The sequence below is a fragment of the Terriglobia bacterium genome (assembly GCA_032252755.1).
GTDB lineage: Bacteria > Acidobacteriota > Terriglobia > Terriglobales > Acidobacteriaceae > JAVUPY01.
In genome coordinates this window covers 183,974-203,148 of sequence record JAVUPY010000025.1, presented here as the reverse complement: position 1 = coordinate 203,148, position 19,175 = coordinate 183,974, and the positions used below count along the sequence as shown (strand labels likewise).

Below are 19,175 nucleotides of genomic sequence, written 5' to 3'. Positions count from 1 at the left end.
TATGACCATCTTTACTTCCGTGCACTTCCCAAGTCACTTTTCGCAACCTTCAATTCGCGGTAGAAGAAAGCATGAGCAAATCGGCCTCGCTGAAGCACTCCAAACTCGTGTCGGTCGCGGTCGACTGGCTGCGCAGTAGCTACGGATGCGGCATCATTCTGTCGGAGCAATATTGCGCAACCGGGGAGATTCCCGACGCCATCGGCTGGAAGGGTTTTTGCCATTCTGTCGTTGTTGAGTGCAAGGTTTCGCGCGCCGACTTCCTCGCCGATGCCGGCAAGCCTTTCCGCCTCAAACCAGAGGAGGGTCTCGGCGCCGAGCGTCTCTATCTCGCGCCTGCCGGAATCATCAAGGCGGAAGAACTCCCCAAAGGCTGGGGCCTGCTCGAATTTGCCCGTCGCGAAGTGCGCCTCATCGTAAAGCCCAGGCGCACCGATCAGCGGACTACTGTCGGTCTGATGAAAGAAATGAACTTGCTTCTCGCCAGCCTGCGACGCGTAGAAGTCCGTATCGAACCTAAGACCATCACCGACTTTCTGAAATGGAAAAACCGGATGGCGGAATACAACGGCGGCTTCCTTCCGTCAGGAATCGTTTCTACCGAGAGCGAGGCCAATTCGCACCTCGCTCAAATTTTCTCTCAGGAGTGAAAAGCGCCGGAACCGCGTTGGGAAGAGTTCGGCCTTGGCAGTGTCGAACATCCGCATTGATGACGGGGCTTTCGCCCCCGAGGTTTCCACTACTGCTGCGACCCGTGACCGCCTGCTCGCCCACTCGCTCCGCGGTTCCAGTTCGACACCAGGGTCTGCTGAGTTGCCGCGTACTGCATATCCCATGGCAACGCATTCCCAACTTCGAAGAAGTAAGTTGCCCCGTGGGACAGTGGTGTAAATCCGCCAATATCGCGGCTGTGAGTCGCCACGCCCAGCAGGCAAGCCAGAACAACCGGCAGTCGTAGCGCCAGTTCGCTGTCGCCGAACTCCAGATCGCGTGAACCCTGTTAAGTTTTGCAATGTAGTACGTGATGAATTCGTCCGCCCACAGCAGCTTGATCATTGCCAGGGGCACAACCAGGACCACGTAGACCACCGCGACTGCGAACAGAACCCGCCGGGGATTTTCGTTGATTACTTCTACCGAGTCGTTGAAACGGCTGAACCAGCTTTTCACGGACGAGGAACGTCCAAGCGCCTGGGGAGTTGTAGTGGCCATGGCCCGCGGAAATTTCCCTTCCCACCTGAAATCTGCTATTCGAGGTGGCGGTCAGACAGAGTTGAAAAGCGACTCCAGGAAAATCCCTCGCAACCGCGAGCACCTTAGCCCTCGATGCAACTTCGGATGAGTCTTTCGCGCCCCGAGTTGCGCCCCTAAAGCGCCACCTGCGCCGCGCATACAGCAGGTCACGGCCAGGTGGTTCCCTTGGGGTCGTAACCCTAAAGTAATTAGCTACTTTGCGAACCTGAGCTATTCTTGATCTCGCATCCTCCCCCGCTGTGCTCATTTGAGCCGTCAGCGAGGTTACATGTTGAGCTTTCTTATTTCGACCGGAGTTGTCGCAGCCGTCGTGCTGATCGCCGTTCTCCGCCGCGCTCCGGTGCCCGAAAAGTGGGTATCCGCCGAGGCTCAACTTCAACTCTGTCGTGAGATCCGCCGTCCGCCGCGTATTCCTTTCCGTGCCCCTGTGCTGATACACAGCCATTCGCGAGCCGACAATATTACTGCCGAAAGCCGCGATCTCTCGATTGGCGGGATGCAGTTGAAGCCCGATAGGCCGCTCGCCATCGGCCAACCCATCCACATCTCTTTCTCACTCCCTGGTGGCTCTGCGATTGACATTCCCGCTGTCGTTTGCCGGACTGTGGGTCAATGCTTCGGCATTCGTTTCGATGTCAATGACAAGCAGCGCACAATGATCGGCAACTGGGTTGAGCAGAACCGTCCCGCTATTGATTCCTCCCGTGCTGCGACCACCAACGCTGTTCGAAATCTGTCAGTCTTTCGCGCACGTTAGCACTCTTTCGCCACTCGTTTTCCTTGACGAAACTACCTCCTACCTAGTCTCCTGTTGGATGGAGGCACGTCCGATTCCCTAGAAGAAGATGAAACTTCGCCAGCACAAGTACGGCCTCCGAACTGTCGCAACCATCGAAGCATCGAAGGGTGTTCTGGCCGTTGCCGTCGCGATTGTTCTCTTCACCCTTGTCCACAAGGATCTCTACGAAGTCGCCGAGCATCTCACTGACGCCCTGCACATTGATCCCGAAGGGCGCCTTTCCGGCCTCTTGTTCACCGCAGCCTACCGCGCCACGCAGAATGGATTGTGGATCTTCGCGCTTGGAGTCATCGCTTATGCGGCTGTCCGTTTCACCGAAGCATACGGTCTCTGGCACGAACGCGACTGGGCCGAGTGGTTCGCACTTCTCTCAGGCGCCCTCTACCTGCCCTGGGAGATCCTCGCCATCTTCCGCCACTCCGATTGGCTGCGCTGGGGCATTCTCATCGTCAACGTCTTCATCGTCCTTTACATGATGGAACTGCGCTTCGAAGTCTTCTTCGGCAGGGCTGAAGAGAAAGCTCCGCCAAAATAAGAAAGCTGCGGAAACCCGCAGCTCCTTTCACTCCGCCATCCAGACTGTTCAATGGTCGTGATATTCGAACGGCCTGTACAACGAATAGACAAGGTGCACCTTCGAACCGCCCAGTTTCTCGTCGTGGCTTGTATCCACTATCTGGATCTGGCCGTGCAGCCTCTCCGCCATTCTCTCCGCCTCTTCCCTGCTATCTGCGTCGCCCTTGAAATCGCGCCAGCCGCCTGCCGCCCCAGCCGGGTCGAAAGCGAAGATCAGGAATCTTTTCAATGCCATCCTCTGCTCCGTTTTGCCGTACGAATGCCCGATTCTAGCAGACCCAGCGCCTTCGCGTGCTTCACGCCCGCCGACGTCCCCCTTGGCACTCTTTCTCTTGGAACCCCTTGCTTGCAGTCGCTCCCCGCGCTAACATTCGCAAACTAAAAGGGCATCCCGCAGTCAGACGCACAGGAGGCGGCCATGAACAGAATTATGGTGCGCGTTTCGCCTGTTTTCTTCCTTCTACTCGCGCTAACTTCGGCGGCATGGTCGCAATCGCCAGCACTCACCGACAACGACCTGGACGCCCGTTTCAGCAAGGCTCTCGGCACGGACGCTGACAAAATCGTTCAGCACTACTATCTGATGAAGAACGGCGGAGTCATCGAATTTACCGTTAAGGACCCCACCGACAACGCCAGCATCGCCGCTATCCAGAAATATCTCGAAGCTCAGAGGGATTTGTTTGAGAAGGGGAAGACCGACGCCGATGCAGATGTGCACGGAAAAGTTCCTGACGGTCTTCCGCGACTCAAGAAGCTCCGCAACGAGATAACCTTTTTCGCGGTGAAGAGTGAACACGGCGCGGTGCTCCGGATGTTCACAGTCAACGAGCAGGCGCGGGAGGCAATCCAGGAGTTCATGAAATTCGAAATCAACGAGCACAAAACCGGTGACCCGCTCGTCGTGGCCGATGAATAACGATACCTGGCCTTGTAACCACGAGCAAAGCCCTTTGTCACCACGAGCGAAGCTGCTTTTCGCCGCCGGTATAGCTAAGTCAGCATGTCGTCTTTGCCTTCGCTAGTTGCTACTGGCTAATTGCTTCTTCTCAACTCTTCCGCTTCCTGCCGAATCCGTTTCGCCCGCGCACTCAAATAGAGCAGATACCCAATGTGAATCGCCCACGTCGCGATATACGCTGCCCACAGAAACTTGATCATGCTCCCTCCCCAAGTGCGCGTTCCGCGTGCGCTTCTTCGATCGCCTGCTCCGCAACCTGCATCCGGTACCGCAGCCAGATCAGCAGCGCGCAGTAACACGTGAACGCCAGCAGGTTCCAGAGAAAGGCATGTGCCATCGTCGGGTCGAGCCCAGAATTCTGCCCGCCGCCCATCACCGGTTGCGGGTGTTGCGTCCGGAAGATCCGGATCGAAAGGTAGACAAATGGCACGTCGAAGAAGCCGAATATCGCCAGCGTCGCTGCCAACACCGGCGCTCTTCCAGTTCCCGAGAACCGGCGCAGCATCAGGTACGCAACATAAATCAGCCAGAGCACCAGTGTGCTGGTAAGCCGCGCATCCCACGTCCACCAGATCCCCCATACCGGCCGCGCCCAGATCGGCCCTGTCACCAGCACAACGCTGCAAAAAACGACACCAACTTCCGCCGATGCCAAGGCCAGCGCATCGGATTTAACCCCGCGCTTCACCAGGTACCAGACGGAGGCAATTGCGTTCACCAGGAAGCAAAGGAAGGCGCACCACGCATTGGGAACGTGGTAATAGAAGATACGTTGCACGTCGCCCATCGTCGCCTCTGTCGGCGCAACCACCAGCGCCATGTACAGCGCATACGACAGCAACACAAATGTACCGATCGCGAAAATAATGAATGACTTTTTCATTCGGCGTTTAACACGGTTTCAAATAGTACGAGACACACGACAGTAAACACCACATCGTAAACTCCCAAGAACTGCACCCAGAACCGCGGCCACGACGCACCGGTCAGTACCTGCGAGGTTCCCGTCAGCACTTGCGTCGTCGCTTCGACCATTGCCAGCAGCGCCGGAATTGATAGCGGGAACAGGATCAACGGCAGCATGATCTCGCGATTGCGCGTCCGAATCGACATTGCCGCGAAAAACGTCCCGTTCACGACCAGCGCCCAGTTCGCCAGCAATCCGATCACTACCAACTGCCATACCGGCCCGATCGATCGCAGGCTGTAGAAGACCACGAACAGCGGTGTCATCACCGCCTGCAACAAGGCAACAAAAATGAAATTCGCAATCGACTTCGCCAGGAACATCGCGTTCGGCGGCGCCGGCGAAACCCGGTACGCATCCAGCACGTTGTTCCTGAGTTCGCGTGCCCATGTCTGGTTCAGCGCCACCACCGTCGCAAACAGCAGCGCCGTCCATATCAAGCCTCCTGCTATCTGCCGCGACTGCTCCGCCGTGGGATCGAACGCAAACGCGAAGATCACGACCACCAGCAGCGCGAAAAACAGCATGGAGTTGATGGCGTCCTTCGACCGCCACTCCAGCCGCAAGTCTTTTGCCAGCGTAGCGCGGGTAATTGCCGTCAGCGTCGGGGAGGTCACTTTGCCACCTCCTGCGCGTATGGCGAAAGCAGGTACGGTGGAATACCTTTCTCCCGCGCCGCAATCCGCCCGGCCGAGATCAGCACAGCCTCATCGCACACCGGTTCCATCACCGGCGCCTGGTGCGTCACCACGAAGATCGTCTTGCCGCCATCGCGCATAACGCCCAGCAGCCGCGACATCTCCCGCGCAGACGCCACGTCCACATTCGAAAACGGCTCATCCAGCAGCAGCAGTTCCGGGTCATGAACAATCGCTCGCGCCAGTGACGTCCTCTGCCGCATTCCTTGAGAGTACTGTCCCACACGCCGCGTCAATTTCGGATCCAGTCCCACTCGCCGCAAAGCGTCGGCGCAGCGCCCATCGTCACAGATCCCATAGAGCCCCGCGAAATAGCGCATGTTTTCTATCGCGTCCATTTCGTCGTAGAGCAGCGGCGCATGCCCCATGTACCCCACGCGCATCGCGACCGAACGCAGATCCTCCGACCTCAGCACCGAAACCTTACCTCGCGTCGGGGCCAGCAGCCCTGTGACAATCCTCAGCAGCGTGCTCTTCCCCGCTCCATTTTCGCCGAGAATGACATACAGTTTCCCCGGCGCAAAATCTGCTGTAATCCCGCGCAGCGCAGCAAATCGTCCAAAATGTTTCGCGATTTCCGAAAGTCGGATTGCCGGCTCGTTACTGGGATTATCGGGAAGCTTCGGCGCCCCAATTCTGCCTTCTTTTGGCAGACGTGGGTCTTGAACAGATCCCGTGCTGTGGGTGGAGCTCACTTGGAATAGCTTTGTGGACTGACCTCAGCCTTCTGGGTGGTTGCCGAAGGCGAGTTCTGTTGCTCTTGCTGCGGCGCGTACTTCGAGGCACATTTCGCCTGCAGTTTCTGCGCATGGAAAATGCCGTCGCGCCCATAGGTGCCCTCGGCCATTGCCTGCGAATTATCCTTGAATGTGTCGGGCGGCGCTTCCGTCCCAACGTAGTCAACAGGCAGGACCTGGCCCTCTTCTATCAGGTTGAAGTCAACGTGCTGCCCATGCCGCTTGATCGATCCCGGCTGAACGTTCCCCGCCACACGCAAACGGATCGTGTGGGCCTTATCGCCCATCGCGTTCAGTTCCTTGATGGTCTTGTAATAGCTCTTGCTCTCCTGCGCTCCGGTGAAAGCAAGGTATCCAAGAGCAAGCACAATGACGGTGATTGCGGCGCCGAACTGGAGGTATTTCTTAGTCTGTTGCGACATAGACATACGTGAGTTGATGCCCGCTTGCCATCCCCGGACACAAAACTCTTGCCAGAAGGTTACCCCTGTTCCGAGTTGACGGTCAATGGACGCTTTAGGGTACCCGAAGTGCATGGCTTCCGACACGACCCTGTCCGTGCTCCCGTTTTCCATTTTCCGGTGAGTACCGATCCTGAATTGTGCACTGTTTTGTCTTATAGAGCCCTCAAGATACTATTCACAATGGAGCCGCTGACCTGTACCTTCTGACGATGGCCCCCCTGCCGAATTTCCACCGACGGAGTTCCCAATCGGAATATCGACCATAGAAGTTCTCCTCGTAATCTTTCTCGCTACCGTGATCCGTTCTGCCTTCGGCTTCGGCGAGGCGCTAATCGCCGTCCCTCTGCTCGCCTTCTGCATTCCCCTCAAGGAAGCTGCTCCTCTCGCCGTGCTCGTTTCCATCACGATTGCCTCCATTGTCGTCGTCCAGGACTGGAAGAAAATCCACTTGAGCAGTGCCGGATGGCTGGTTATCTCCACCCTTCCCGGCATTCCCCTTGGCCTGTTGTTGTTGACCCGCGGCCACCAGCATCTCGTAAAGGGAACTCTAGCGGTCATCATCATCCTCTTCTCCTGTTACTCGCTTCTCGGGCGTGCTCAGCTCGAATTGCGTCGCGACAACCGCTGGTGGCTGTTTCTTTGTGGTCTGTCTGCTGGGGTACTCGGCGGCGCCTATGGGATGAACGGGCCCCCGCTGGTCATTTATGGCTCTATGCGTCGTTGGTCGGCACAACAATTCCGCGCGACCCTGCAGGCCTACTTCCTTCCCGCGAGTATTCTCGGAATGACGGGCTTTCTCTTCGCTGGACTTTGGGTTCCGGCCGTCACTCGCTACTACTTATTTTCCATCCCCGTTATGATCCCGGCCGTATTGCTCGGTAGGGCCATCAATCATCGCCTCAGTGGAGAACTTTTCCTGAAATATGTCTACATGGGGCTGGCGGTCGTCGGCGTCCTGCTACTCCTGCAGGCGGTGAAAACCTGGTCTGGCTGAATCGCGCCGATTTCCGCTTCTGTCGCCACTCTGCGCCCTCGCCCCGAGTCGTATAATTAGAAATTGCACTTTAGTGAGGTACAGGAGCGTATGGCAGGCAATCTCGGACACAAACCTGTAGTCGGAACTGGTCAAGGCATTCAGAAACTGCGCGAGCCATGGATCGTGCGCCGCCGCGAAGAGGCCGCTCGCACCGGCGACACCAACATGTCGCAGATGCATTTCGCCCGCAAGGGCCTTGTCACAGAAGAAATGCTCTACATCGCCGATCGCGAGAAAGTTACGCCGGAGGTCATTCGTGCCGAAGTCGCCGCCGGACGCATGATCATCCCTGCCAACGTCAACCATCCCGAACTCGAACCGATGTGCATAGGAGTCGAGAGCCTCTGCAAAATCAACGCCAACATCGGCAATTCCGCCGTCACGTCGAACATCGACGAAGAGCTCAAGAAGCTCCACATCTCCGTGCACTACGGCGCAGACACCGTCATGGACCTCTCCACCGGTGGCGACATCCCCGAGATCCGCAAAGCGATCCTTCGCAACTCGCCAGTGCCAATCGGCACTGTTCCGATCTACGAAGCCGTCTCGCGCGTCCGCCGTCTCGAAGACCTCACGCCAGAACTCATGCTCGAAGTCATCGAGGAGCAGGCCGGGCAGGGCGTCGATTACATGACCATCCACGCCGGCGTGCTGGTTGAGTACATTCCCATGGTCGCCCGGCGCATCACCGGAATCGTCTCACGCGGCGGCGCAATCCTCGCGCAGTGGATGGCGCATCATCACAAGCAGAACTTCCTCTACACGCACTTCGAAGACATCTGCAAGATCATGGCGAAGCACGACGTCTCCTTCTCGCTCGGCGACGGACTCCGTCCCGGCTGCCTCGCCGACGCCAGCGACGAAGCCCAATTCGCGGAACTGAAGACTCTCGGCGAACTGACTCGCATCGCCTGGAAGCACGACGTGCAGGTCATGATCGAAGGACCCGGCCACGTTCCGCTCGACAAGATCAAGGAACAGGTCGACAAGGAGATCGAGTGGTGTGACGGCGCTCCGTTCTACACGCTCGGCCCTCTCGTCACCGACATCGCTCCCGGTTATGACCACATCACCTCGGCAATCGGCGCGGCCATGATCGGCTGGCACGGCGCCTCCATGCTCTGCTACGTGACGCCCAAAGAGCACCTCGGGCTGCCCAACGAGAAAGATGTAAAGGACGGAATCATCGCCTACAAGATCGCTGCCCACGCCGCCGACGTTGCACGCCACCGGCCCGGCGCTCGCGATCGGGACGACGCTCTCAGCCACGCCCGCTACGTCTTCGATTGGGAAAAGCAGTTCGAGCTCTCCCTCGACCCCGAGACTGCGCGCAGCATGCACGACGAAACCCTGCCCGACGGGTTCTACAAGGAAGCAGCCTTCTGCTCCATGTGCGGCCCTAAATTCTGTTCAATGAATTATTCCGCTAAAGTTGACGAGTACAACAAGCAGGTCCACGGCCTGGAGAAGACCGATTACTCCGGCCTCATCGAAAAACTAGTTCACTTGAAATAACGCTGAACTTCCCGCAGAAGCGAACGGCAGAACTGAAACAATATTGCTTTCAGTTTTGCCGTTTTTCCGTTCAGGTTGATTTTCGTTTTGCCCTTTGCCGCTTTATTTCGGCGCCGTTTTGCCCTTCGGCATCACAACCCCTGCTTCAACGTATCCTGCACCGCCATCACCGTCAGGATTGGGTCCGCCACCTCGACAATTAATTCGTTGTAGCGCTCGTCGTGCAACTCGATGACAACAGTGTTGTCGGGGTTATGCACGTCCCAGAAAACGCGCTTTCCATCCTGGTAAAACGTTCCAGCCGTAATCACGCCGGGGATGTTCGTCCCGGGCATTCGCACGCCATGAAACCAGCTATGCGCGACCGACGGATCCGCACGAATGCCGGCAACGTGCTGCAGCGGAATCTCCAGCGAACTCTTCAGCGCCCAAAGCACATCCATTCCGCGCACATGCAGTTGTAGTTTCCCGTCAGCAATTGACAGATCGACCATGCATTAATCTTCCGATCTTCGGTTTTTCGGTCTACCCCAGCTTCTCAATCTCCCCCTGGAGATAATCCAGTTCCTGCTGCAATATCCCGCGATACCGCTCGTTTGTGCACTTATCCATCTGCTGCAAAACACGCGTCCGGTTCATCTCCAGCGCGTGCACTTGCTGCAGTTTGTCAACGCGCTCCCGGGAGAGCCGCTCCCGTTCTTCTTCTGTTAAGGGGACCTGACTGGCGAGACTCTGTTGTTCCTCTACAGACTTGCTTTCCCAACCTTTGGCCATGCCTCTATTATGGCCCTTTCCGACGTACTTGTGACCCACATATGTTCACGCCAGCGTAGCCCAAATGTGCTCGCCCCGTGGCTTCGTGCCCCACATCTGCCGGTAGTTAGCAGATGTGGGCCCGTTCACTTGCTGGTTTTGTGGCCTACATATGCTCGCGCGTGCGAGCATATGTGGGGCTTTCCTTCTGCGATGATTTATATCCGTATTCTCGCCTGGCTCGCTTGCGGCGTTTACGCCACTATCCCTATTTTCTGGCTCATCGTTCATCCATTCGCGGACTTCTGGCGCAAACACTTCCGCGCCCCACTGAAAGTAGTCACGCCCATTTGGATCCTCATCTGGATCCTGGCCTGGGGCGCGAGCTATCCCTGGTACCAGGTAGCCCTCGTCTCCGCCCCTTATCGCACAGCAATAGGGTGGGGTAATTCGGGACTCAACTGGCTTTCGCTCGCCGCAATCCCCTTCTGGTCTCTTACTGTTTTCATCTATTTCGGCGGCAAGCGACACTTTTCCCTCGACCAGGTCATCGGCCGCACCGAACTCGAATCCGACCGCGAACAGCGGCTCGTCACTACCGGACTCCACGCCCGTATCCGCCACCCACTTTACTTCGGACACCTCTGCACCATGCTCGGCTGGCTGGCTCTAGCCCAGACCCGCGCCGTGCTCGGTCTCCTGGTTTGGGCGGTAATCACGGGAGCGTTCATGATCCGCGCCGAAGACGCCGAACTCGAACGCCGCTTCGGCAAGCCCTTCCACGAGTATCGCAAACGCGTCCCCGCGGTGATCCCAAGAATTTAGAAGGAAATCTTTGTCGTTTTGCCGGCGCCTTTTCTAGTTTCCCTGGCCTTCGTCGTCACGGCGCTTCAGCACTGGCGGCCCGCTATTTTGGTCATGTTTCGCTCTCCGCAGCGTCGGACGATGGTCCTTCGGGCTCTGCAGCTTCCGTCGGTTCTCTAGTGCCGCGAGTCGCGCCTTCACGTGTTCGAACTCCGACGTGTCAACGATGTACTCCGGCCGCGGCGGCAACAATGTATCGATCTCTTTTTGCGCCGCTGCCACTCGCGAGGGCGTCGGTGGGTGCGTCGAGAACGCCTTGGAGATGAATCCAGGTTTCTTCTTTTCCTTGGCTTCAATCTTCTCAAAAAAGGTTATGAACTCGTTCGGGTCATAGCCCGCTTTGTACATGTACTGGATGCCAAGATAATCGGCCTGCGCCTCGAACGTACGCGAGAACTTGAGGAAGCCCATCGGCACTACAAGCCCGGCGGCGTTCTCCGCGGCGTAACCAACGGGGCCTCCGACGAAGATCAGCGGTATTGTCGCGAGGTTCGCCAATTCACCGCGCGTCTGCTCCCGAGCCGCGTGACACGCCGCCACGTGCGCAATCTCGTGCGACATGACTCCCGCAAGCTCGGCTTCATTATCGGCCGCAAGAATCAGCCCCGAGTTCACGTAGAAGAATCCCCCGGGCAGCGCAAACGCATTGATGTCGTCCGAGTCGATCACCTTGATCGTGAACGGCACGCGGGCATCGGAATTGCGGACCAGATTCTGACCTAACCGGTTGATGTATTCGCTGATTACCGGATCGTTGATGATCTTCGATTCCTGGTCGACCTGCGCGGCATAGGTTTTGCCCATCGCGATCTGCTTATCCAGGCTGTACCAGTTCCCCAGCCCTTTTCCGCAGCCGACGTTGCGGTTGCCGATCGCCGAAATGTCGCGGATACCGCCGTCGTGATACTGCTTCGCCGTAGCGCTAAGCAGAATCGGGGAAAGGACGAATGTTAGAGCGACCAGAACAACAAGCCTGCTTTTCATCTCAGATACCTACACTACTGAGAATCATATTGCAGCAGAATCGTTGTGAGGCTGCTCGTCCGTGCCATTCCCACCCGGCACTTTCATGATCTGCTCTGGCCAGCCGAAGCATCAGGTGATTCCGCCGGGCGCACTTTGGCGGAATTCACTTCCTTGTATTCATGCCTATAATGCTTTCAGAGTGTGGGGATTTTGCTTTCTGAACAGCACCCAAAGCTACTGACCCATGAACCGTGACCGGAAGCCTTTTGTTGTTCTTTGCGTAGACGACGAAGCTGTTGGCCTATCTATTCGGAAGCTGATTCTTGAGTCACAAGGCTACTCCGTTCTCGCGGCAGAAAACGGACCCGATGCCTTGCAACTCTTCTCCTCTCGCAGAATCGACGTGGTGGTACTCGATTACAAAATGCCGGGAATGGATGGCGGCGCCGTGGCTCAGGCGATGCGAACCATCAATCCTGCCGTTCCCATAATCCTGCTATCCGCTTATGTCGATTTACCCCAGGAAACGCTCGCCCTCGTCGACAGGTATCTCACCAAGGGCGAACCCCCTCCCGTGTTGCTTGACACTGTCGCGCAACTCCTGAGAGAGCATCGTTTCGTCAATTCCAAAACCACCTCTGTCGCTTAGCTAGAGCATGGATAAGATTCGATTTCAGCAGATACTCCGGCGCGTGATTCTCGTTCCTGTCACCATCGCCCTTTTCCTCGCGATTACTCTGGTCCTCGAAGTTCGCTATTTGATGACTATCTCTGCACGCGTGGAACACAGCGATCAGGTCATCAGTCTCGCCCAACGCATCTATCGCGGACGGGTCGACCAGGAGACCGGACTTCGCGCTTTCCTGCTCACCAAAGACAACCGTTTTCTTCAGCCTTTCCTCGACGGACTCACTCAGGACCGCGAAATCGAGGTACAGCTGAGCCAGATGATCTCCGGTAACCCTCAACAGCAGGAGCGCAATAAGACAGCTCTTGAGGCCTTCCAGCGGTGGTCCGCTTGGGCTCAAGTAGCCATTGCCCGGGCGAAGGTCGGCCAGGAAGTCACCGACGTCCCATTTCAGCTCCAGGGCAAGGACTTGATGGACAAATACCGCGACGCGCGCATGTCGTTCATCACGGCTGAGCAGCATCTCCGCGACGCGCAACTGGGTCACTCGCGTAATGCCCTGCACTGGGTTAACTCCACCATCATCGCCCTATGCATTGCTATCGGCGCTGCTCTCGCCGCTTTCGGCCGCCGCCAGCTCGTGGTCCTCTCCCAGAACTTCGGCGCCGCGCTGGACAAGGCGGAAGCGAGTACCCGCGAAGCCCAGGCGCAGAAAGAGTGGCTGCAGACCACCTTGCGCAGCATCGGCGATGCCGTCATCGCTACCGACGCCGAAGGCGCGATCACCTTCATGAATCCGGTCGCCGAGAACCTCACTGGCTGGACCGTCCCCGAAGCGGCCGGCAAACCGCTCCCTGAAGTCTTCCGCATCTTCAACGAATACACGCGCGAACTGGTGGAGAATCCTGTCGACAAGGTCCGGCGCCTCAACAAGGTCGTCGGGCTCGCCAATCACACCATTCTCATCAGCAAGGACGGAAAGGAGTTCGCCATCGACGACAGTGGCGCTCCAATCCGCGGCGATCACGGATCCATCATCGGGATCGTGCTGGTCTTCCGCGACGTCACTCAGCAGCGGAAGCTCGAAACCGCGCTGCAGTCTAACGAACGCCTCGCGGTTGCCGGACGTCTCTCCGCTTCCATTGCCCACGAGATTCACAACCCTCTCGACACGATCGGGAACATCCTCTTCCTGATCGGCCAGAAAGCCGACAACAGGCCCGAATTGCAGCAACTGGTCGGAACCGCGCAAACCGAGGTTTATCGCGTGGCGCAGATCAGCAAGAACATGCTGAGCCTCCATCGCGATTCGCGCTCTCCTTCGCCCGTGAGAATCAGCGAAATGCTCGACAGTGTCGTCAGCCTGATCGACGAAACCATTGCCAAGGGCAAGCGGCGCTTCTGGATAGAACACGGTTTCGACGGCGAGATCCAGGGCTTCCCAGCCGAACTCCGCCAGGTCTTCACCAACATCATCAAGAATGCCGTGGAAGCGACCTCGGAAGGCGGCAGCATCCGCGTCTTCACCGTTCCAGGCACGCAGGACAAACACGCTGGCGTCCTCGTGCATGTCGTCGACGACGGTTCCGGCATCCCGGAGGAGATGAAATCGCGGCTCTTCAGTCCATTCGCTACGTCGAAAGAAACTAACGGCAGCGGCCTCGGACTCTGGGTCAGTCAGTCCATAGTCGAAAAACACGGCGGAACAATCCACATCACCAGCAACTCCCAGGTCCAGAGGCGCGGCACCACCGTGACTGTCTTCCTGCCGCTGGAAGTCGCCGATCACTTGGAACCCGAGAACGAAGCCTCCTCGGCGGCAAGCTAGACGTCGCAGCGCCGGCACTTCCCGGCATGCATGATGCCGGGCAGGCGCCCGCGCCTGCCCGCCTTTCCGTTATGCTGCTTTCGCCGACTGCATTTGCGAACGCATTTGCTGCATCCACTGACGCATCGTCGCGACATGTCCAGGCGTGCGGGCTTCACTCCATTCCTCGAACCGTTTCGCTGCGCGCTCAATGTGCGAGAGGAAGTGAGGGTTCTTGAAAACCTGTCGTGCCTGCTCGATCCCCGGCTTCACCCGCTCCCACACTACCCAGAACTCGCCCGTCGTCTCAAAGAACAGGTCTTCGTGCAGCAACCCGTAGTTGAGCAACGCGCAGGTCTGCTCCCAGTAGCCGGAAACCATGTTTACGAATATGCCGTGCTCGGTGCCCGGTCCGGCAATCCGCATGGCCTCGTCCAAACTCTCAGCGAAATAGTTCCTCATGAACCAGTCGCGTGCCTGCCGCAAGCGTGCTTCGCGGCGCTGCTCAAAAACCTGGAGATGAAGTTGCGCTTGTTCATGCGTGGGCTTGCTGCTCATAAACACATCCTCCATTATTTGCACGGGTTCGCAGCGAACAGTCTTCCGTCCGGCGCGAATGGCGTCCGAAAGAATACACCGGCGCCACCGTTCTCGGGTGACCAGCCCTGTTAAATTTCTTCAAAATTTCTGGCTCTCTGGCGAACTCAGCCTGGCCCGGAATCTCACGTCTCGCCCACACTTCCCCGATCACTTCCCATGACCGTCATCCCGAGCGGAGCCGCGCTGCGGTCGGTGCCCCACATCTGCCGCAGTTAGCAGATGTGGGTTCAGGAGTGGAGGGACCTGCATTTGGTCAGCACGATATTCTCAGTTGCCCGGGTGGGCTGGTGGCCCAGGTATCTCATGACCTTCTGTGGCTGGTGGTCCACGTATCGCGTCCCGCTGTTGGACGCAAACGTGGGCCGACACTCAACGTTTACGGTTCGTTCTTCTTCGTGGCTGGTGGCGCACCCCTTCCCTCATGGCTGATGGTGCCCCTTTTCGCTCGTGCCCTACCCTTCTCGCGCGATCGGGGCCCCCGGCAAGCGTCAGCTTGCTGGGGTGATTGGGCGAGAGGGTGGGGCAGTTCAACCCCGTCTAAACTCCCAACTCTCCCTTGAACGACGAAGAACCGCGACTTCGTGAATTGCGGCTCCATCTGGTCCCAGAGCTTCGGCTTCGATCCATTCGGGAACATCAACAAGACAGGCAGCCAAAGCTTCACGCCGACCTACAGCAACTCGACGAATCAGATCAACGGCGGCGGTTACTCTCAGAGCTACGATGCCAACGGCAATCTGCTGACCATCAATGACGGAACGACCCATACCTACACCTGGGATGCTGAAGGCAAGCAACTGGGGATTGACAGTTTCTCAGCGATCTATGATGCTCTCGGACGCATGGTGGAGCTGAACAGCTCGGGAACTTACACCGAGACCGTTTACGGGCTGGCGGGTGAGAAACTGGCGCTGATGAATGGGCAAACGCTCAAGAATGCCTTTGTTGCGACTCCCTCTGGAACGGCGGTCTATGTTCCTACCGGACTGCTCTACTATCGTCACGCCGATTGGCTGGGCAGTTCGCGCTTTGCCTCGACCACCGGGCGCGCGATGTATTCCAGTTCGGCCTACGCTCCGTTCGGCGAGCAGTACGCCAAAGCTGGCACCAACGACCAGAACTTCACGGGCCAGCAGCCAGACACGGCTGCGGGATTGTACGATTTCCTGTTCCGGCGCTTGAGCCAGACGCAGGGACGGTGGATTTCGCCGGATCCTGCGGGACTAGGAGCCGTCGATCCCACTGCCCCTCAGAGTTGGAACAGGTACGGCTATGTGCAAAATACCCCATTGAGGTTCGTTGATCTCCTCGGACTTGATGAGGCGGCTCCATCGTGGGACTGTTACAGTTACGCTTCTTGTGAAATCTTTGTGTCCGGCAGCGGTTTCGTCGGGGGATGGGTACCCGACACCTGGTCCGCAGGCGGATGCCAGGATATCTACTCCGACGGAAATTACGTGGGAAATACCTGTGGCGGAAGACAGCAACAAGCGTCACAGTCAACCGGAGATGCTAAACCTACTAACACTGCAAACAACGGCTTCACCATCGGCATCCGTGCCCCCGGACAAACGTACAGTCAATGCCTGGCCTCAAATACTGGGAACTACAGTATCGCCGGTGTCTTCAACATCCAGAACAGTGCCGGAAAGTTCTTGGCTGGGAACGACGCGGGCAATCTCCTCTTCGGGGATGCTAGCAAGGGACAGGCGGGACTTTTGCTGTCGCACGGAGGAGCGACCGCTGTATCTGCTGGGGTCGGCACAGCGGGAACCTTCGGAAGAAGAACCGCGTCAATCTTCGATCTCAATCTTTCTGGAACAACCGGACCCGCGCCGACGATTCTCGGCAAGACTGGGGCTGAGGAAGTCGCAGGCGTGCTCTCTGGGATTGCGGAAATTAAGTTCGCAATAGACGTTGGCCTTACGGGCGCGGAGGCAATCGGCTGTGCGTTTCATCGATAGCTATCTGTCCAGCAACGTAGGCACACGTGGGACGGCAAAGGAACAGGCCAAGAGCGGGCTCCGCTTGGGAATCGGCTTGGGACTGTTTCTGATCGCTGGGATGTTGCTCAGCAGCGGAATGGGGAGGGTGGTGTGGTCGGCGTCTTCCCCGCACTATGTGGTTTGGCCCGAGCCGATAGGCTGGCTGGAACTTACTTTAGCCACGGCGATCCTGCTATCCACGGCTGGAGGATGGTGGATGTTGCTTGCGGGATGCATGGTGCTGGGGTCTGTCAAATGTGTGATCGTCCTACTCGGAGGGGGCGATGTGTTTGCTTCCCAAGCCACCCTTACCCGCCTAGAGGCGGTCGAGTTGTTGGTTTTTGCTGTGGCATCAGTTGTGTTGATGCTGAGGCTTTGGAAGAAACCGCTGACGATCATAGACCGCGTAGCCGTCATGCTGTACCTCTACTCGTTCATGTGGCACGCCGACCGAGTGGAATTTTCCGCCGCAGGCCCAGGTCTGGCGCTTGGACTGTTTGCGCTGCTGGTTGCATGGTGCGTGCATTGGTGGAGGGCGGACAAGAAAGACTCAGCCTGAGATGAGCCGCACTGTTGGAGAACAGGTTAGAAGCGGATTCCGGTTAGCAGGTGGAGTCCTCTCGTTTTGCGCCGGACTGTTTCTTCTTGCCTATGGGCTAGACGCAGTGTGGTCTGACGGCCACTTCGTTCCGTCAGCATGGCTTGGCTGGGTCGAGCTGTCGTTGGCGGCGGTGCTTATTCCGCTCACGATGCACCTGTGGATTCAGTTTTTCGCGGGATGCCTTGGGTTCGGCTTTCTCAAGGCTGTTCTGGTCGCTCTTTCTGGCCGAGATTGGTTTCCTCCGCACTTGGCTGGTGGCGCATCCTTTCCCTTGTGCCCTACCCTTCTCGCGTTCTTTGCGAGAGGGTGGGGCAGTTCCACTCTGGAAATAGCCGCACTCATTCTATTCTCCCAATGCGCCCACAGATCATCTGCACCTCACCGGACCCACTGCTCTTGCGAGGTTTTGTCCGGTAACTCCGGCAGAAGGACGGGTGGCCCAGGTATCTCATGACCTTCTGTGCCTTCTGTGCCCCACGTTCGCGTCCCGCTGTTGGACGCTAACGTGGGCCGACACTCAACGTTTACGGTTCGTTCTTCTTCGTGCCCAACCCTTCCCGCGGGCAGTCCAGCGCGAGAGGGTCTATGCGGGTAGCTTCTCGATGTGCTTCAACTTCGGCAGTCGCTGAATCGAATTTCCAGACTTCTTTTTCGCTATGCGCAATTCGAAGAGACTTTGCAGATTCAGCCAAAACTCAGCCGTTGTGCCGAAGAAGTGGGCAAGTCGCAGCGCTGTATCCGCAGTGATCGCACGCCTGCCATTCAGAATCTCGGTTATGCGATTGGTCGGAACTTCCAGGCGCCGCGCCAGTTCCGCAGCGCTCATCCCCTAGGTTCCGTTAGTTCCTCGGCCAGGTGCTCGCCCGGATGAATTGCGCTAATCGCCACAATATCTCTCCTATCCTAATGGTAATCGACAATCTCGACGTTGGAGTCAAGCATTAAAGATAGCGACATGCTGTATTCGGGAATTTCAATGAAATACGCAATTTAGAATTCCCATTTCGGGAACCACCCAAAGCTTTTTTCTTTACATCACAGACACCCACTTCCACCACCCTCTATCCTGAACATGGATCAGTCCAACGACGGCGCCCCTTACCGGGCGCCGTTGGTTTTAGCAGTCGAAGTCCGTTCTTCGGTTCACCCGATCCTCGGTTCTTCGGTTGCCTTTCGATCTTTCTCAAGCGACACGGCTCGGTGCCCCACATCTGCCGCAGTCAGCAGATGTGGGTCTAGACGCCAAGGTGCGACCTTCAAAGCAAACCGGAAGATGTGGCGCCTTCCACTTCCCAGGAGTGAAACTCCTGGGCTCGGCCGTTGCTCTTGCATTTGCGGAGAGAACGGAGAACCATCCGTCTACGTCCGATAACTCGCAGCGAAGAATCACATTTTCCGCGCGCAAAATCCTGAAAACAAACGATCTCTGGATGTTTTTAGATTTAAGACCTTCGGGCTCAGTGTCTTAGCAGGAAAATTTCCGCAAAATACTGAAAACAAAGATCTGCAAAATAGGGGGTGGTACTGGCGAGGCAGCGCTTCACTGGACTAAGCTGGCCTCGCGCATGGACGAGAAAGAGGTTCGGGAAAAGCTCGCGGCACTGTGGGAGAAGTATCTGCCCGAGATGACGGAGCGCGTTAGGGTGCTCGAGCGCGCGTGCGAATCGCTGGGAAAGGGCAAGCTCTCCCCAGACGAACGGCATTCCGCACTCGCCGCCGCGCACAAGCTGGCCGGAGCGCTGGGAACCTTCGGGCGCGGACACGGGACGGAACTGGCGAGGGAAATCGAAGGGATGCTCCAAAACGGAACCGCCCAACCGGCGCGAATGCGGTCGCTGCTCCAGGAATTGCGGGATATTGTCGGGAGCTAAGCAAGCTTCCCTCGCCCGGAAAGTCGCGTGACCGAAGAACCATCCTGGACAATTGAGGAACTCGGGCCGTCGTTGTACAACTTACGCACGAGT

At 57.5% G+C, this 19,175-nt stretch carries 22 protein-coding genes and 1 pseudogene; 12 read left to right on the top strand and 11 right to left on the bottom strand.

Features of this window, described 5'->3' with window-relative positions:
• Positions 1-71 precede the first annotated feature (71 nt).
• From ROO76_06190 to ROO76_06180, 3 genes are all read left to right on the top strand, one after another.
• Positions 72-650 carry a hypothetical protein gene (locus ROO76_06190; protein MDT8067741.1) on the top strand — a complete coding sequence of 193 codons (579 nt, stop codon included), beginning with the start codon at positions 72-74 and terminating at the stop codon, positions 648-650.
• A gap of 872 nt (positions 651-1,522) precedes the next feature.
• Positions 1,523-2,011, top strand: coding sequence for a PilZ domain-containing protein (locus ROO76_06185; GenBank protein MDT8067740.1), 489 nt, complete (start codon positions 1,523-1,525; stop codon positions 2,009-2,011).
• A gap of 88 nt (positions 2,012-2,099) precedes the next feature.
• Positions 2,100-2,588 carry a DUF2127 domain-containing protein gene (locus tag ROO76_06180; GenBank protein ID MDT8067739.1) on the top strand — a complete coding sequence of 163 codons (489 nt, stop codon included), beginning with the start codon at positions 2,100-2,102 and terminating at the stop codon, positions 2,586-2,588.
• 48 nt (positions 2,589-2,636) lie between these two features.
• On the opposite strand, the gene ROO76_06175 is transcribed toward ROO76_06180, so the two are convergent.
• Positions 2,637-2,864, bottom strand: a complete 228-nt coding sequence (locus ROO76_06175; protein MDT8067738.1) for a hypothetical protein — start codon at positions 2,862-2,864, stop codon at positions 2,637-2,639.
• 183 nt (positions 2,865-3,047) lie between these two features.
• On the opposite strand from ROO76_06175, the gene ROO76_06170 reads away from it, so the two are divergent.
• Complete coding sequence (locus ROO76_06170) at positions 3,048-3,548, top strand: hypothetical protein (GenBank protein MDT8067737.1); 501 nt, start codon at positions 3,048-3,050, stop codon at positions 3,546-3,548.
• Positions 3,549-3,664: 116 nt separating this feature from the next.
• Here the strand turns inward: ROO76_06170 and ROO76_06165 are convergent, their stop codons facing one another.
• From ROO76_06165 to ROO76_06145, 5 genes are read right to left on the bottom strand one after another with little or no spacing between them, the layout of a single operon-like run.
• Positions 3,665-3,790 (bottom strand): hypothetical protein, encoded by a 126-nt coding sequence (locus ROO76_06165; GenBank protein MDT8067736.1) that lies wholly within the window; start codon positions 3,788-3,790, stop codon positions 3,665-3,667.
• On the bottom strand, positions 3,787-4,473 hold the full coding sequence (ccsA, locus tag ROO76_06160) for a cytochrome c biogenesis protein CcsA (GenBank protein ID MDT8067735.1): 687 nt from the start codon (positions 4,471-4,473) through the stop codon (positions 3,787-3,789). Before ccsA ends, ROO76_06165 begins: the two co-directional genes overlap by 4 nt.
• Positions 4,470-5,174 carry a heme exporter protein CcmB gene (locus ROO76_06155; GenBank protein MDT8067734.1) on the bottom strand — a complete coding sequence of 235 codons (705 nt, stop codon included), beginning with the start codon at positions 5,172-5,174 and terminating at the stop codon, positions 4,470-4,472. Before ROO76_06155 ends, ccsA begins: the two co-directional genes overlap by 4 nt.
• Positions 5,171-5,950: an ABC transporter ATP-binding protein gene (locus ROO76_06150; protein MDT8067733.1), complete on the bottom strand. Its 780-nt coding sequence runs from the start codon at positions 5,948-5,950 to the stop codon at positions 5,171-5,173. The genes ROO76_06155 and ROO76_06150 overlap by 4 nt, the downstream gene beginning before the upstream one ends.
• The gene (locus ROO76_06145) at positions 5,947-6,414 is read right to left on the bottom strand and encodes a cytochrome c maturation protein CcmE (protein MDT8067732.1); all 468 of its coding nucleotides are present in this window, start codon (positions 6,412-6,414) and stop codon (positions 5,947-5,949) included. The genes ROO76_06150 and ROO76_06145 overlap by 4 nt, the downstream gene beginning before the upstream one ends.
• A 289-nt stretch (positions 6,415-6,703) precedes the next feature.
• On the opposite strand from ROO76_06145, the gene ROO76_06140 reads away from it, so the two are divergent.
• Together ROO76_06140 and thiC are read left to right on the top strand one after the other, a co-directional pair.
• Positions 6,704-7,450: a sulfite exporter TauE/SafE family protein gene (locus ROO76_06140; protein ID MDT8067731.1), complete on the top strand. Its 747-nt coding sequence runs from the start codon at positions 6,704-6,706 to the stop codon at positions 7,448-7,450.
• A 90-nt stretch (positions 7,451-7,540) separates the two neighbouring features.
• On the top strand, positions 7,541-9,007 hold the full coding sequence (gene thiC, locus ROO76_06135; protein MDT8067730.1) for a phosphomethylpyrimidine synthase ThiC: 1,467 nt from the start codon (positions 7,541-7,543) through the stop codon (positions 9,005-9,007).
• A 131-nt stretch (positions 9,008-9,138) separates the two neighbouring features.
• Here thiC and ROO76_06130 read toward each other — a convergent pair whose 3' ends face one another.
• Both ROO76_06130 and ROO76_06125 read right to left on the bottom strand, forming a co-directional pair.
• Positions 9,139-9,501, bottom strand: a complete 363-nt coding sequence (locus tag ROO76_06130; GenBank protein ID MDT8067729.1) for a hypothetical protein — start codon at positions 9,499-9,501, stop codon at positions 9,139-9,141.
• Between the two features lie 31 nt (positions 9,502-9,532).
• Complete coding sequence (locus ROO76_06125) at positions 9,533-9,781, bottom strand: hypothetical protein (GenBank protein ID MDT8067728.1); 249 nt, start codon at positions 9,779-9,781, stop codon at positions 9,533-9,535.
• Positions 9,782-9,973: 192 nt separating this feature from the next.
• Here ROO76_06125 and ROO76_06120 point away from each other — a divergent pair, with 192 nt between their 5' ends.
• The gene (locus ROO76_06120; GenBank protein ID MDT8067727.1) at positions 9,974-10,585 is read left to right on the top strand and encodes an isoprenylcysteine carboxylmethyltransferase family protein; all 612 of its coding nucleotides are present in this window, start codon (positions 9,974-9,976) and stop codon (positions 10,583-10,585) included.
• A 33-nt stretch (positions 10,586-10,618) separates the two neighbouring features.
• Here ROO76_06120 and ROO76_06115 read toward each other — a convergent pair whose 3' ends face one another.
• A complete protein-coding gene (locus tag ROO76_06115) occupies positions 10,619-11,608 on the bottom strand; it encodes a M48 family metallopeptidase (protein ID MDT8067726.1) in 990 nt (329 codons plus the stop codon).
• 226 nt (positions 11,609-11,834) lie between these two features.
• On the opposite strand from ROO76_06115, the gene ROO76_06110 reads away from it, so the two are divergent.
• A complete protein-coding gene (locus tag ROO76_06110) occupies positions 11,835-12,239 on the top strand; it encodes a response regulator (protein ID MDT8067725.1) in 405 nt (134 codons plus the stop codon).
• Between the two features lie 7 nt (positions 12,240-12,246).
• Positions 12,247-14,046 carry an ATP-binding protein gene (locus ROO76_06105; protein ID MDT8067724.1) on the top strand — a complete coding sequence of 600 codons (1,800 nt, stop codon included), beginning with the start codon at positions 12,247-12,249 and terminating at the stop codon, positions 14,044-14,046.
• Positions 14,047-14,115: 69 nt separating this feature from the next.
• Here the strand turns inward: ROO76_06105 and ROO76_06100 are convergent, their stop codons facing one another.
• Positions 14,116-14,583 (bottom strand): hypothetical protein, encoded by a 468-nt coding sequence (locus tag ROO76_06100; GenBank protein ID MDT8067723.1) that lies wholly within the window; start codon positions 14,581-14,583, stop codon positions 14,116-14,118.
• A 623-nt stretch (positions 14,584-15,206) separates the two neighbouring features.
• Here ROO76_06100 and ROO76_06095 point away from each other — a divergent pair.
• Together ROO76_06095 and ROO76_06090 are read left to right on the top strand one after the other, a co-directional pair.
• Positions 15,207-16,589, top strand: a complete 1,383-nt coding sequence (locus ROO76_06095; GenBank protein ID MDT8067722.1) for an RHS repeat-associated core domain-containing protein — start codon at positions 15,207-15,209, stop codon at positions 16,587-16,589.
• Positions 16,573-17,169, top strand: a complete 597-nt coding sequence (locus tag ROO76_06090) for a hypothetical protein (GenBank protein MDT8067721.1) — start codon at positions 16,573-16,575, stop codon at positions 17,167-17,169. Before ROO76_06095 ends, ROO76_06090 begins: the two co-directional genes overlap by 17 nt.
• A gap of 625 nt (positions 17,170-17,794) precedes the next feature.
• Here the strand turns inward: ROO76_06090 and ROO76_06085 are convergent.
• A pseudogene (locus tag ROO76_06085) lies at positions 17,795-18,099 on the bottom strand (HigA family addiction module antitoxin).
• A gap of 677 nt (positions 18,100-18,776) precedes the next feature.
• Here ROO76_06085 and ROO76_06080 point away from each other — a divergent pair.
• A complete protein-coding gene (locus ROO76_06080; protein MDT8067720.1) occupies positions 18,777-19,082 on the top strand; it encodes an Hpt domain-containing protein in 306 nt (101 codons plus the stop codon).
• Positions 19,083-19,175 lie beyond the last annotated feature (93 nt).